13 protein-coding genes and 1 pseudogene are annotated in these 14,355 nt (G+C 63.2%); 9 read left to right on the top strand and 5 right to left on the bottom strand.

Annotation, left to right across the window (positions count from 1 at the left end; genetic code table 11):
- Positions 1-2 precede the first annotated feature (2 nt).
- From ftsH to L1F06_RS14090, 9 genes and pseudogenes are all read left to right on the top strand, one after another.
- Positions 3-1,883 carry an ATP-dependent zinc metalloprotease FtsH gene (gene ftsH / locus L1F06_RS14130; protein WP_014596898.1) on the top strand — a complete coding sequence of 627 codons (1,881 nt, stop codon included), beginning with the start codon at positions 3-5 and terminating at the stop codon, positions 1,881-1,883.
- Positions 1,864-2,319 carry a thioredoxin TrxC gene (gene trxC, locus L1F06_RS14125; RefSeq protein ID WP_043942200.1) on the top strand — a complete coding sequence of 152 codons (456 nt, stop codon included), beginning with the start codon at positions 1,864-1,866 and terminating at the stop codon, positions 2,317-2,319. The genes ftsH and trxC overlap by 20 nt, the downstream gene beginning before the upstream one ends.
- A 6-nt stretch (positions 2,320-2,325) precedes the next feature.
- On the top strand, positions 2,326-3,438 hold the full coding sequence (locus L1F06_RS14120) for a cation:proton antiporter (protein ID WP_014596897.1): 1,113 nt from the start codon (positions 2,326-2,328) through the stop codon (positions 3,436-3,438).
- Entirely contained in the window at positions 3,380-3,715 is a 336-nt protein-coding gene (locus tag L1F06_RS25025) for an NAD-binding protein (protein WP_256364846.1), read from the top strand. Before L1F06_RS14120 ends, L1F06_RS25025 begins: the two co-directional genes overlap by 59 nt.
- Positions 3,716-3,923: 208 nt before the next feature.
- A pseudogene (locus L1F06_RS14115) lies at positions 3,924-4,921 on the top strand (GGDEF domain-containing protein).
- Between the two features lie 41 nt (positions 4,922-4,962).
- On the top strand, positions 4,963-5,451 hold the full coding sequence (locus L1F06_RS14105; RefSeq protein WP_004152114.1) for a phosphate-starvation-inducible PsiE family protein: 489 nt from the start codon (positions 4,963-4,965) through the stop codon (positions 5,449-5,451).
- Entirely contained in the window at positions 5,438-6,400 is a 963-nt protein-coding gene (locus L1F06_RS14100; RefSeq protein ID WP_003116644.1) for a zinc metalloprotease HtpX, read from the top strand. The genes L1F06_RS14105 and L1F06_RS14100 overlap by 14 nt, the downstream gene beginning before the upstream one ends.
- Positions 6,401-6,419: 19 nt before the next feature.
- Complete coding sequence (locus L1F06_RS14095; RefSeq protein WP_129482274.1) at positions 6,420-7,571, top strand: S1C family serine protease; 1,152 nt, start codon at positions 6,420-6,422, stop codon at positions 7,569-7,571.
- 633 nt (positions 7,572-8,204) lie between these two features.
- Positions 8,205-9,074, top strand: a complete 870-nt coding sequence (locus tag L1F06_RS14090) for a LysR family transcriptional regulator (protein WP_003116646.1) — start codon at positions 8,205-8,207, stop codon at positions 9,072-9,074.
- A gap of 386 nt (positions 9,075-9,460) precedes the next feature.
- Here L1F06_RS14090 and L1F06_RS14085 read toward each other — a convergent pair whose 3' ends face one another.
- The 5 genes from L1F06_RS14085 to asnB form a co-directional block, all read right to left on the bottom strand.
- Positions 9,461-9,769: a helix-turn-helix domain-containing protein gene (locus tag L1F06_RS14085; RefSeq protein WP_003116648.1), complete on the bottom strand. Its 309-nt coding sequence runs from the start codon at positions 9,767-9,769 to the stop codon at positions 9,461-9,463.
- Entirely contained in the window at positions 9,766-10,110 is a 345-nt protein-coding gene (locus L1F06_RS14080; RefSeq protein WP_047588122.1) for a toxin, read from the bottom strand. Before L1F06_RS14080 ends, L1F06_RS14085 begins: the two co-directional genes overlap by 4 nt.
- A gap of 157 nt (positions 10,111-10,267) precedes the next feature.
- Positions 10,268-11,194, bottom strand: coding sequence for a LysR family transcriptional regulator (locus tag L1F06_RS14075; RefSeq protein ID WP_129482275.1), 927 nt, complete (start codon positions 11,192-11,194; stop codon positions 10,268-10,270).
- A 13-nt stretch (positions 11,195-11,207) separates the two neighbouring features.
- A complete protein-coding gene (locus L1F06_RS14070) occupies positions 11,208-12,407 on the bottom strand; it encodes an MFS transporter (RefSeq protein ID WP_074915921.1) in 1,200 nt (399 codons plus the stop codon).
- Positions 12,408-12,493: 86 nt separating this feature from the next.
- Positions 12,494-14,347: an asparagine synthase (glutamine-hydrolyzing) gene (asnB, locus tag L1F06_RS14065; protein ID WP_014596887.1), complete on the bottom strand. Its 1,854-nt coding sequence runs from the start codon at positions 14,345-14,347 to the stop codon at positions 12,494-12,496.
- Positions 14,348-14,355 lie beyond the last annotated feature (8 nt).

The raw sequence follows: 14,355 nt of genomic DNA, 5'->3' as shown, positions 1-14,355 counted from the left end.
TCATGGAAAAGAAGAATCAATGGAACACCGGCTACTGGATCGTCGCCGTATTGCTGCTGCTGACGCTGCAGAACTACTGGCAAACGGCAAAGACCGTCGAGCCCGTGCCCTACAGCGAGTTCGAGAAGGCGCTGGCCGAGGGTCGAGTGGCGGAAGTGCTGGTGTCGGATCGCAGCGTGACCGGGCGTCTGAAGTCGCCGGACAGCCGGGGCAAGACGACGATCGTGGCGACCCGGGTCGAACCCGATCTTGCCGATCGCCTGTCGAAGTACGACGTGCCCTATGCCCGCGTGGTGGAGAGCACCTGGCTGCGCGATGTGTTGTCGTGGATCCTGCCGGCGGTGGCTTTCTTCGGCGTCTGGTTCTTCCTGTTCCGCCGCTTCGCCGAGAAGCAGGGCATGGGCGGGTTCCTCAGCATCGGCAAGAGCCGCGCCAAGGTGTTCATGGAGAAAAACACCGGTGTGACCTTTGCCGATGTGGCCGGCGTCGATGAGGCCAAGGCGGAGCTGGTCGAAATCGTCGATTTCCTGAAGAACCCGCAGGACTATGGTCGTCTTGGGGCGCGCATTCCGAAGGGCGTGCTGCTGGTCGGTCCGCCCGGCACCGGCAAGACCTTGTTGGCCAAGGCTGTGGCGGGTGAAGCGGGCGTACCGTTTTTCTCCATTTCGGGTTCGGAATTTGTCGAGATGTTCGTCGGGGTGGGCGCGGCGCGCGTGCGCGACCTGTTCGAGCAGGCACGCGGCCAGGCGCCGGCGATCATCTTCATCGACGAACTGGATGCGCTGGGCCGGGCGCGGGGTGTCGGAGGCCCCATCGGCAGCCATGACGAGCGCGAGCAGACGCTCAACCAGTTGCTGACCGAGTTGGACGGCTTCGATGCCTCCGTGGGGCTCATCATTCTGGCCGCGACCAACCGCCCTGAAATCCTCGATCAGGCGCTCTTGCGCGCCGGCCGCTTCGATCGCCAGGTGCTGGTGGACCGACCCGACAAGAAGGGCCGGCTCGACATCCTGAAGGTGCATGTCAAGAAAGTCGCGCTGGCACCCGAGGTCGACCTCGAACAGGTGGCCGCGCTGACCACCGGCTTCTCGGGCGCGGATCTGGCCAATCTGGTCAACGAGGCGGCGCTGGCCGCAACCCGCCGCCGCGCGCAGGCCGTGGAGCTGCAGGACTTCACTGCCGCCATCGAGCGCATCGTGGCCGGCCTGGAAAAGAAAAACCGCGTGCTCAACCCCAAAGAGCGCGAGACCGTGGCCTATCACGAGATGGGCCATGCGCTGGTGGCGCTGGCGCTGCCGGGCACTGACCCGGTGCACAAGATTTCCATCATCCCGCGTGGCATCGGCGCCTTGGGTTACACCCTGCAGCGTCCGACCGAAGATCGTTTCCTGATGACGCGCAGGGATCTGGAACACAAGATCGCCGTGCTTCTGGGCGGACGCGCGGCCGAGAAGCTGGTGTTTGGCGAACTCTCCACGGGGGCGGCCGACGACCTGTCGCGGGCCACCGACATCGCCCGCGACATGATCACTCGCTTCGGCATGGACGAAGGCTTGGGTTACATCGCCTTCGAAGCGCAGCGACCGCGCTTCCTCGACACGCCCGAGTTGGCCAGCGGTGGCTGCCGGGTGGCCGAATCGACCCAGGCGCGCATCGATCAGGCCATCCGCGACATCGTGATGGGCGTGTTCGAGTGCGCCTACGGGATTCTCGATGCCAATCGTGCGGTGCTGGAGCGCTGTGCTCGCGAGCTCCTGGCGCGGGAAACGCTGGATGAAGCCGATATCCGTCGCCTGACCGAGGGGCTCCAGCGCGCCACCTCGGCTACGGCGGCCGAGCCGGCCCCCCCCGCATCTACAACCCATCCCGGAGTCTCGACATGAGCGACAGCCTGCACATGTTTGCCCGCATTGCCAATCCGTCAACCGCGTACCGGCGGCCAAACTCGCCGACCAACCGAACTGCGGCCGTTGCCAGCCACCTTTGTTCACGGGCGCGCCCATCGAGCTGACCACGGCGACATTCACGCGCCACGTGGAGCGCAGCGACATTCCTCTGCTGGTCGATTTCTGGGCCCCCTGGTGCGGCCCCTGCAAGATGATGGCGCCGCAGTTCCAGCAGGACGCGCGCCTGCTGGAACCCAAGGTACGGCTGGCCAAGGTCGACACCGAGGCAGAGCCTCAATTGGCCACCCGCTTCGGCATCCGCAGCATTCCGACCCTGGCGCTGTTCCGGGGCGGGCGGGAGATCGCGCGTCAGGCCGGCGCCATGGGGGCAAAGGACATCGTGCGCTGGGCATCCTCGGCTGTGGTGAGTTGAGGGCCGATGCAGGACTTGCTCGGTACGACGCTGATTCTGCTGGTCGCCTGCAGTCTGGCGGCTGCGTTGACGGCCAGGCTGAATATCCCGACCTTGCTGGGTTATCTGCTGGTCGGTGTCTTGCTGGGCCCTCCGGTCACGGCCTGGATCATGCCGGGACCGGCGCTGAATTTCCTGTCCGAGCTGGGGGTGGCGCTGCTGCTGTTCATGGTCGGGCTGGAGTTCTCGCTCGGCCATTTCTGGCTCACCCGCAAGACCGTGCTGGTGGCCGGGACACTGCAGCTGGCGATGGTCGCCGCACCGGTGGCGTTGGCTTTGCTGTGGCTGGGGCTGCCGCTCGACAGCGCCGCACTGCTGGGCGCGGCGGCGGCCATGTCGTCGACAGCGCTGGTCAGCCGGCAGCTGGCCGATCAGGGCGAGTTGACCACACGCCACGGCCGCGGCGCCATTGCCGTGCTGGTGTTCCAGGATCTGGCCAGTGTGCCCTTGCTGGCGCTGCTGGCGATCTGGGCGCGCGGCGATGCTCCCGGGCTTGGCCGTGTGCTTGGGGAGGTGGCGGGCGTGCTGTTGCTGTTTGCCGTCTCGGCGGTTGCGTCGCGCCGCCTGTTGCATGGTTTGCTGGGCTGGGTGGCGCGGCAGGGGCACGAAGAGTCCTTCGTGCTGGTCTCGCTGAGTCTGGTGGTGGCGGCTGCGGCAGCGGCCCATGCACTGGGTGTGTCGGCTGCGCTCGGTGCCTTTCTTGCCGGCATGGTGCTGGGGGAGAGCGATTTCCGGTACCACATGGAAAACCACCTCAAGCCCTTTCGTGATGTGCTGTCGGGCCTGTTCTTCGTGACCATTGGCCTGCAGCTGGACACCGCGCAGATCGTGGCCGCACCGCTGGCGGTACTGGGTTGGCTGTTGGCCTTGGTGCCTCTCAAGATGGGGCTGAACTTTCTGGCGCTGCGCGCAACCCGCCTGGCGCGCAGGCATCGTGCTGGGTCATGGCGGCGAGTTTGCGCTTCTGCTCCTGGGCATGGTCATGCAGCAGCACCTGATCGCCGCCACCATGGTGCAACCGATGCTGGTGGCGCTGGTGTTGAGCATGGGGTTGGCACCGCTCCTGATCCGACACCATGACCGATGGGCGCGGGCTTTCAGCTGCTCGGGCGCACTCGGTCAGCCACCGCAGGCCGAAGAAGGCGAAGTCGCCGAGCGGGCGCGGTCGTTGCGCGACCATGTGATCATCTGTGAGGCGGATGACGTCGGGCTGCTGCTGAGCCGAACGCTGCGCCTGGCAGGCATACCGCATTTGCTGCTGGAATCGGACCGCCAACGGGTCGAAGCGGGGCGTGCGATGGGGGCGCCGGTGTCGTATGGCGATGCCAGTCGGCTCGACACCCTGGCCGCCGCCTGAGCTTGTCCGTGGTGGTGGCCACTGAGCGCGTAACGGATGCCCAGCTTTTGCGTAATCTGCCCAATGTCAGACTGTACCCGTTGTACCTGGCTGCGGGACTGGGACTGGCCGAGCAGGTACTGTTGATGTTGGGCATCAACGCCGACCAAGTCGACCACCGGATCGAGGAATTACGGCAGACACTCAGTGAGTCAGGTGGGGATAGACCATGAACGGGCCGACCATTTGGCTGATGGTGTCGCTACTTGCCAATATTGGCATGGCGGTTGCAATATGGCGTTTTGTTCGTACCAATCGCCAGAGGCGTGACGAGCTGAAGCATCGCCAACAAGCGCAAATCGATGACAAGGAACGGATCGCCATCGCCCTGGAGGGCGCAGGGCTGGGATTCTGGGAGTGGGATATCGCTACCGACAGCTTCAGGCTTTCTGCCCGCAGTCTGGCGATGTTCGGCTTGACCTCCGACGAGGAGGTTGGCGCCACCCATGCCGCATGGCAAGCGCGTATTCACCCGGAGGATTTACCGGTCGTTCTGGCAAAGGTGCGCGCTTACCAAGAAAACCCGTCGGAGCGATTGGAGTGCGAGTACCGCGTTCGTCATCGATCTGGCGTTTGGATTTGGGTGCTGGATCGCGGCCGTTGGCTGGGTGACGCGGGCAGGCAACTGATAGTCGGCACTCTGCTCGACATCTCTTCTCGCAAGGAAATGGAGCAGCAGTTGCTGCGTATGGCGATCACCGACCCCTTGACCGGCTTGTCGAACCGGCGGGCTTTTAACGAACGATTACAGCTGGAATGGGAGCGCCTCAAACGCAGCCCCGAGATACAAGCAGCACTTGTGCTCTGCGACATCGATCACTTCAAGCGTATCAATGACACCTATGGACACGGATGCAGCGATGAGGTGCTCAAGCACTTTGCTTCACGGTTGAGGGAACATGTTCGCGCAACCGACATGGCTGCCCGGATTGGGGGGAGGAATTCGCTGTGTTGTTGGAAGCGGCATCGATAGAAGACGCCCAAGTATGGGCGGAGCGATTTCGTCAGGACACTGCGGCGACAGCGGTGGTGTGTGGAGATGTGTCGATCAGCTATAGCGCCAGCATGGGGGTGGCTCTCCTTGACCCCCGTTTGCGCTCTGTCGAGCAGGTGATGCAGCAGGCGGACAGCGCGCTCTACCAGGCAAAAAGACAAGGGCGCAACTAAGTTGTGGGTGCACAAGTATTTCAGAATTGAGAGGAGTGGCGATGAAGGAAAAGCAAGCAGACCCGATCAAAACATTTCGCGCCCAATGGGCAGTGATGACGTTCTACGAGCGCTTCGAACAGGTGATCGCGCTCGCGCTGTCCGCAATCATTGCCGTGATCATCGTGGTCTCGCTGCTGCAGCTGATCTCGATCGTCTTCAGCCTGCTGATCATTGATGCGTTCAATCCGCTCGATCACAAGGTCTTCCAGACCGTGTTCGGCATGATCATGACGCTGCTCATCGCCATGGAGTTCAAGCATTCCATCGTGCGGGTGGCCTTGCGGCGCGACAGCATCATCCAGGTCAAGACGGTGATCCTGATCGGGCTGATCGCCCTGGCGCGTAAATTCGTGATCCTCGACCCGGAGACCGGCCCCGCCAAGGTCGCGGCGCTCGCAGGCGCGACACTGGCCCTCGGGGCGACTTACTGGCTGCTGCGCGAGCGCGATGACCGGACAGCCGGGGAAAGCTCAGATGATCAGTCGTGATCTGCGCCACGCGCAGAATGTCGGCGCGCGGCATCGCTGGCTCAATCGCCTGCAAACCGCGCTGTTGGTGCTGACCCTGCTCGGGATTGCCGCCGTCGCTGGCAGCCTGCTGTTGGGTGACGGCGGGCTTTGGCTGGCGCTTGCGGCCGCGGGGTTCACCCTGCTGCTCGAACCGGCGGCCGCCTCCGGGCTGACCTTGCGGCTGTATGGCGCACGCCCCCTGCACCCGGATGAAGCGCCCGATCTTTGGGCTGTGTTGCGCGAACTGGCGGCGCGGGCCGGGCTGCCTGCCGTGCCGGTACCGCACTACGTGCCCAGCGGGGTCGTCAACGCCTTCGCCACCGGTTCGAAGCATCACGCGGCCATCGCGCTGACCGACGGCCTGCTGCGTAGCCTCACGCCCCGCGAGTTGACCGGCGTGCTCGGCCACGAAATCGCGCATATTGCGAACGAGGATATGCGTGTCATGGGCTTGGCCGATTCCATCAGTCGGCTCACCCATCTTCTGGCCTTGTTGGGGCAGCTTGCGATCGTGCTCAGCTTGCCAGCGCTATTGCTTGGAGTCACGGAAGTCAATTGGCCCGCGTTGCTTCTACTGGCGGTCGCGCCACAGCTGGCCTTGCTGGCTCAGTTGGGCTTGTCCAGGGTGCGCGAATTCGACGCCGACCGGCTCGCTGCCGAATTGACCGGCGACCCGCACGGGCTGGCCTCGGCGCTCGCCAAGATCGAGCGGGTGAGCCGCTCCTGGCGCGCCTGGCTGCTGCCCGGATGGGGCAATCCGGAACCCTCCTGGTTGCGCACGCATCCGGCGACAGCTGAACGCATTGAGCGCTTGCTGGAACTTGCTCCGCCGCCCGCGATGCCGCCGTTTCCATCGGCCCGTTTCGTCCCCGAGGTGACCGTATCACCACGTCCGCCACGCTGGCGCACCGGCGGCCTTTGGCGCTGATTTCAACATGGAGAATGACGTGACCTACCCCGACCCCTACAGCCGCCCGGCGCCGGATCGATTCATCCGGCGCTGGCTCGTCATCACTGGCTGCATCGCCGCACTCATGCTGCTGTGGCAGTTCCTGCCCGCCATCGAAGCCTGGTTCAGTCCCCACGAAACGCAGGAGCGCACGGTGACGCCGCGCGGCGACCTGGCCGCCGACGAAAAAACCACCATCGAGCTGTTCGAGAAATCGCGCGGGTCGGTGGTTTACATCACCACGGCACAACTAGTGCGTGACGTCTGGTCGCGCAATGTCTTTTCCGTGCCGCGCGGCACCGGCTCCGGCTTCATCTGGGACGATGCCGGCCACGTGGTGACCAACTTCCACGTGATGCAGGGGGCATCGTCTGCCACGGTCAAACTGGCCGACGGTCGCGATTATCAGGCTGCGCTCGTTGGCGCCAGTCCTGCGCACGACATCGCGGTACTCAAGATTGGCGTCGGCTTCAAGCGCCCGCCGGCGGTGCCGGTGGGCACCAGTGCCGATCTCAAGGTGGGGCAAAAGGTCTTTGCCATTGGCAATCCCTTCGGGCTCGACTGGACGCTCACCACCGGCATCGTCTCGGCGCTTGACCGCACCCTTTCCGGCGACGCCAGTGGCCCGGCCATTGACCACCTGATCCAGACCGACGCCGCTATCAACCCCGGCAATTCCGGTGGCCCGCTGCTCGATTCGGCTGGGCGGCTGATCGGCATCAATACCGCCATCTACAGTCCGTCTGGCGCCTCGGCCGGCATCGGCTTTGCGGTGCCGGTCGATACCGTCATGCGCGTGGTGCCGCAACTCATAAAGACCGGCAAGTACATCCGTCCGGCGCTGGGCATCGAGGTGGATGAGCAGCTCAACGCGCGTCTGCAGGCGCTGACCGGCAGTAAGGGCGTATTCGTATTGCGCGTAACGCCGGGCTCGGCGGCGCACAGGGCCGGGCTCGTCGGCGTCGAGGTCACCGCAGGCGGCATCGTGCCCGGCGATCGCGTTATCAGCATCGACGGTATCGCCGTCGACGACGTCACCACATTACAGGCCCGGCTAGACGACAAGAACGTTGGAGATGTTGTGGTCTTGTTAGTGGAGCGGGCCGGCAAGACTCGCGAGATGCTTGTGGAACTACAACCGGGAGCTTGATGGAAAGTGGGTCATGGATCTGCACAGCGAAGCAGCCAAGCGACTTCAGCCTTGCGCCGAACTACGAGCCCTAGCTAGTGCAGTGGGGAGAAGGCTGTTTAGGTTAAATGGATATAAGGGAGTCATTTTTGATTGTGTTTTTAAAAGAAGGTGTTGATTTTTTTGGGTAAGCATTTAGGGCGTCCAAGGGTTGGAGCAGTTGGCACGGATGAGAGAGCTCAATGCTCGCTAGGGATTGGATCTATGTGTTTTTTCTGACTGACTGCTTACGTGTTGGAACGGGCAACATCGGAAAAGGATGAATCTTTATTCTCACCATTTACCGTATTTTTCGAGCCTGGGCGAAAATTAGGATGATACTTTAGCGCCCTTAATCATTCTCCCATGAAAGGCAAAACGATCCAGTCTCGGGTGTAAGTGCTCACAACATACTGATATAAAATGGATTTTTTATGAATAGGAGAGCGCGCCGCCGCCCTGTTTTTAGGGTTAGGATGAAACTTTATTTGCATCCCACACTTGCTCCAAGCTCGCAGGTTTTATCTCGGCGGCAATATGCGGCGCGCATCAGCTAAAGAAAAACGAATAATTCGGTTATAAGCTATCAACTAATCGAATCCATACGCCGAGACCATGAACTATCAGGATCTTCAGATCGACTGGCTGAAATGCTTTGTCGCCGTGGTGGATGCCGGTTCGCTGTCAGGCGCAGCGCCCGAGGTTCATCGCTCTCAATCTGCCGTCAGCATGCAGTTGAAAAAACTGGAGGCAGCGCTGAACTGTCAGCTCCTGAGGCGCGGCCCCAGGCAGCATCAGTTGACGCCACAAGGACAACTACTCCTGGGCTATGCGCGACGCATGCTCGACCTGCATGCAGAAACTCAGGCTGCCTTTCATGGCCAGGAGCTGACCGGGCAGATTCGTCTGGGTGTTCCTGATGATTACGCCGCCCGCTATCTCACGCCGGTGCTCAAACGTTTCGCACAGCACCATGGCAGTGTGGAAATCGAGTTGAATTGCGAACAGTCGACCGCCTTGATTCCTCGTGTCGAGAAAGGGGAACTCGACCTCGCGCTGGTATCACGCGACCATCCCCGGCACGGAACCCTGCTGTTTCATGAACCACTGGTGTGGGTTGGCTCGGCGCAGTTCCAGACATGGCGGCGCGACCCGCTGCCGATTGCCGTCTACGAAAGCACCAGCCTGGCGAAGCGCAGCGCCATCAACTCGCTCGCTTTGCAGGGGCGCCGCTACAAGGTGGTCTACAACAGCTCCAGCCTGGCTGGGCAACTCGCAGCGGTTGAGAGCGGTTTGGCCATTGCGGTGCTGACCCAATGCAGTGCGCCTGCCCACCTGGAAACCTTGGGTGCTGAGCACGGGCTGGGGCCGCTTGAACCGATGGAAGTGGCGGTCTATCGAAGCAGGGCCTCACAAGCATCGGCGGCTGTCGACAGACTTCACAGCCTGTTGATCCAGACACTCAGGCAGTCGTCTGCAACATAGACGCGCTGCCTAGGCCGACGGCTATTAACGTCCGCTTCTGGCCGATTTCTGCCGGTTGTGATCGGCAGTCCGTGGCCGGAGGTCGCTCCCTACCTGATTGTAGGGTTCACTCTCAGCGCTGGGAACTATTCGGCTAGCAACGTTGTAAGCCGGTTGACTCTGATTGCTTTCCGCTCCAGATCATCATCGAGATGGGTAGGCTGGATGATCAAGGTGACAGCGCGCAGAGCCATCAGTGTCCTGTAGACGCTGACGGAGGGCGAACGAGTTGTGGTGAAGGGCTGTGCATGCGGCTCGCCTCACATCGCTTCCCAATCTATTTGAGTACCCGGCGAGTGATTCTGCCCGTTTGCTGTTGTTACAGGGACCATCTGCGCTCTGGTGATCTACGCCAGTTCGCGTATGAGGTCCGGATGCTTGTTCAGGATACGGATGAGAACAGTAGCCTGGTCGTTGGGCTTTGAGCGGTTCTGCTCCCAGTTCTTTAAGGTCGCAGGCTTGGCGTGAATGGCCTGCGCAAATACACCCTGGGACATCTGCAGCTTTTCGCGCAGTGCGACGATTTCCGCGCCTGTCGCGGGTTCAATTGGCTTGTATTCAACCTTGTGAGTACGCAGCGTACGCTTGCCTTCGCGTGCCGAGGCCAGGTCGTCGAAGCCTTCGATCAGCTCGGAAAAAATATCGCGTTTGGTCATGGTGCTTGCCTCGCCTTCACTTCGCGCTCAAGGAGCGCTTTCAGCTGCCTACGCTGGTCACTGCTCAGGTCATCGAGTTCGTCTTTGTCATACAGGGTGAAGAGCCAGAACTGCAGACCGCGGAGCCAGTAGTAGTAAATCACCCGAACGCCACCTCGCTTCCCCTTGTTGCGCCTGACCGATCCGAAACGGACCTTCCGTAGACCACCGCTGTTGGCGATGACTGCGCCTGCCTCCGGGTTGGTCAAGAGCATCTGCTGGAATAGCGAGTACTCGTCATCATCGAGGTGGGCTTTTCGGTTGCGCTCAAAGGGTGACAGTTCAACGAACAATGCTTTCATTTGTATGCGCTATTTGCGTATATTTAATGGAGAGTGTCTTCTTGTCAAGAAAGAGGCTTGTTGGCCAGATACAACAAATGCGGCAGCCTGAGTGGGCTGCCGCTAAGACTCTCTTCTGACAGGCGCGCTGCGAGGGGATATCTTGTGCCTGATGCGATCAGGCGATCTCCTTGTGTGATCTGTGATCCGGCAGCAACACCTGAGTTTCTGCCGGGCTGACCCGCTCGATAAACCTGGCCAGTTGCTCGGCTGGATCGCCTTCGCGCCTTACCAAGTAGGTGGTTAGCATCGATGCACAGCCGTCTAGCGGCCTGGCCACGACGTCCGGATTGTTGAGTTCGTTGATGCGCGCCAGGCTGGAGAAGCCCAGGCCGTAACCCGCGGCCACCAATGCCATCATCAGATCCAGAGTTGGAACGCGGTCAGCAATAGTCAGTCGCGTATCCACGGCGCCCAGCACCCGCTGCAGCTGTTGCCAGAAGCCTTCGCAAACTTGCGGATCGCAAAGGACCAACGGGTAGCGCACCACCTCGTCGAGCGGCACGCGCCGGTAGCTCAGCAGTGGGTGGCGGGCAGGTACCGCCACAACCAGCGGATCGAACCAGACCGGCTCGGCCACCAGCCCATCGCCGACCTCGTCGGACTGTGCAAGCCCGATATCGAACAGGTCATCGTTCAGGCCTCTGATCTGTTCGCTGAAGGTGACTTCCGACAGGCAGATCTCGACCTCCGGTTCCTCCTCGCGGCACTGGGCGAGCAGGGCGGCCAGGCGTGACTGCGGGATGCCATCGGACAGTGCGACGCGGATGCGCCCGCGGTAGCCGGCCGCCGCGCTTTTGACGCTGGCCTTGGCCTGGTCGACCACGGCCAGCACCCGGCGAGCTTCTTCCAGCAGCACCTTGCCGGCCCAGGTCAGGCGCGTGCGCCGCGTGGTGCGTTCGAACAGCTGCACGCCCAGGCGGTACTCCAGTTCCTTGATGATCCGCGACAGGGGCGACTGCTCGATATGCAGGCGCGCGGCGGCACGCGCAAAATGCAGTTCTTCTGCGACGGCAATGAAACAGCGAAGGTGGCGCAGTTCCACGGCCTTTCCTCCGTCAGTTGTAGGGTTCGGCTTGCACGTCGCCGTTCCAGGTTGGTTGGCGACGCAGGTTGACGATCTGCAGCAGGGCGCCCAGCGCGGCGACACCACCGGCACTGGCGGCCAGGGTCCAGGTGGGCAGCTGCAACAGCAGCACGAAGCCGCCGGCCGCGGCACCGATGGCGCTGCCCAGGTACAGCGCCGACTCGTTGAGGGCGATGGCCAGGTTGCCGTCGCCTTGTGCCTGACGCGCCAAGATCAGCTCGTTATTCTGCGGCACCTGCAGCGCCCAGCCGACCGCGCCCCACAGGGCGATGGGCAGCATCACCAGCCAGGTGCTGATGGCCGCCGCCAGCGGCAGCACGAACAGCGACACGGCGAGGATCAGCATGATGGCGAAGGTCAGCACCGGGCCCTTGATGCGATCCACCAGCGGGCCGATCAGGAAGCTGCCCAGCACACCGCCGATGCCCCAGACCCACAGATAGGGCGTGACCGAGCGCACCGCGCCGTAGGCCGGGTCAGCCAGCAGCGGGGCGATAAAGGTATACATGCCCAGGCTGGCAATGGCGGCCAGCAGTGAGACTAGCAGGATGACCAGTACATGGCCGTCGCCGAGGATCGCCAGCTTCTGCCCCAGCGTGGTGGCGGTGGCTGCCGGCAGGGAAGGGAGCTTCAGCAGCAGGCCGGAGAAGGCCACCAAGCCGAGAAGGGTGACCAGCCACAGGGCGGCCTGCCAGCCGAGCTGTTCGGCGATCAGCAGGCTGAGCGGCACGCCCAGTACCACGCCGCTGGCCATGCCGCCCATGATGATGGCGATGGCCTTGCCGCGGCGTTCCGGGGTGGAAACGGCGGCCGAGGCACCGATGCCCATGGCCAGGTAGACGCCGGCGCCGATACCGGCGATGGCGCGCCAGACCATCAACGCGGTGAAGCTCTCGGCCAGCGCGCTGGCGGCGTTGGCGATGACGAACAGGCCCAGGGCCAGCAGCAGGCCGGCACGCTGGCGATGCGCCGGCGTCAGGGCGACGAAGATCGGCGAACCCAGGCCGTAGGCCAGGGTGAAGGCGGTAACCAGTTGGGCGGCCACCGCAACGGAGACCGCGAACGAGGCCTCGATCATCGGGATCAGCCCGGCGGTGACATAGGAGGCCATGCCGAGGGCGAAGGCCCCCAGCGCTATGAGGTAGATGGGGGATTGGTTAGGTGTGTGCATGCTCGGACTCGCTTGCGTTGCAAGAACGCGTGGGTGGTACAGCGGAGGGATGCGGCCCCGCAACGGGGCCGCATCCGGTTGGGGGACTAGAGTTCGAGGCTGACGTCGTACTCGTTCAGCCAGGTGTTGAGGCCGACTGCCAGCTCCATGCCCATGCGCTCGTACATGGGCGAGACACTGCCGAGCGGCTTGGCCAGGGTCTGCTGGATACGGCCGCTGTCGAGCAGGGGCGTCACCGGCGCATTGCGATCCGCCTGGATGGCGGCCAGGGCGTCACGCAACGCCTGCTCGTAGGCCGGGTCCTGGGTCGAGGGGTAGGGGCTCTTGACCCGTTCGCTGATCGATTCGGGCAGCAGGTCGCGGGTCGCCGCGCGCAGGATGCTTTTCTCCCGCCCGTCGAAGGCCTTCATCGCCCAGGGGATGTTGAAGGCGTACTCGACCAGGCGGTGATCACAGAAGGGCACACGCACCTCGAGGCCGACGGCCATGCTCATGCGGTCCTTGCGGTCGAGCAGGGTCTGCACGAAGCGTGTCAGGTTGACGTAGCTCATCTGCCGCATGCGCTGGTCGACAGCACTTTCGCCCGGCAGTACCGGCGCCTCGGCAATGGCCTGGGCGTAGCTGTCGCGCAGGAAGCTGTGCATGTCCAGTTGGGCCAGCAGGCCCGGGTCGAACAGGGTCTTGCCGTCGAAGTACTTGCCGGTGACCGATGTCAGCCAGGGGAAGGTGTCGGCCTGGATCGCCTCCGGATCGTGGAACCAGCGGTAGCCACCGAACACCTCGTCCGCGCTCTCGCCGGACAACGCCACCGTCGAGTGCTTGCGGACCTCCTGGAACAGTCGGTAAAGCGATGGCCACATGTCGCCCCAGAAGGCCGGTGGCAGGTCGAGGGCGCGGACGATCTGCGCACGCAACGCTGGATCGGCCAGCTCACGACTGTCGAGGACGATCTCCTGGTGGCTGGAGCGAATCTTCTCCACCAGGTCGCGCACGAAGGGCGCATCTGGCGTCCCCCGCACGGCATCGCCGGTGAAACCGCTGCCGTGGTCGACGAAGTCGACGGAGAAGGAGCGGATGTTCTCCTTGCCGGCGGCCAGCAGCTTCTTCGACGCCAGCGCGGTGATGATCGAGGAGTCGAGACCGCCCGAGAGCAGGCTGCACAGCGGTACGTCGGCGACGATCTGGCGGTCGACGATGTCCTCCAGCAAGTCGCGGGTATGGCGGATGGTCTCGTCCAGCGTGTGCTCGTGCTCGCGCGCCTCGAGCTTCCAGTAGTGGCGGCGACCGAGGCCCTGGCGGTTAATACGCACGATCTCGCCCGGCATCACCTCGCGCATGCCATCGAACACGGCGTGGCCTGGCGTCTTCACCATCTCCAGGATCTCGCGCAGGCCGTCGGCACGCACCTTGCGCGGTACCAGCGGGTTGGCCAGCAGTGCCTTTGGTTCGGAGCCGAACACCACACCGTCCGCGGTGGGGAAGTAATACAGCGGCTTGACGCCCATGCGGTCGCGGATCAGCAGCAGCTCCTGCGAACGCAGGTCCCAGATGGCGAAGGCATACATGCCGTTGAGCCGCTCGACGAAGGCCTCGCCCCATTCGACATAGGCGCGCAGCACCACCTCGGTGTCGCTGCGGGTTTTGAACTGATGACCGAGTCGCTGCAACTCGGTGCGCAGCTCGCGGAAGTTGTAGACCTCGCCGCTGTAGGTAATGGCGGCGACCTCGCGCGGGCCACCGTGCATAGCCGTCATCGGCTGACGACCGCCCTCCAGGTCGATGATCGACAGGCGCCGATGACCCAGGCCGACCGGGCCGTCAATCCACAGCCCGCCGGCATCAGGGCCGCGCAGGGCCATGGTGTCGGTCATGCGCTGCAGGGTGTCGCGTTGCGTTTCCAGGTTCTGGCTGTAGGACAGCCATCCAGCGATTCCACACATAGTCGTTC

It is taken from the genome of Pseudomonas hydrolytica (assembly GCF_021495345.1).
GTDB lineage: Bacteria > Pseudomonadota > Gammaproteobacteria > Pseudomonadales > Pseudomonadaceae > Aquipseudomonas > Aquipseudomonas hydrolytica.
The sequence above is the reverse complement of the archived record's forward strand: the minus strand, read 5'-3'. Positions and strand labels throughout refer to the sequence as shown.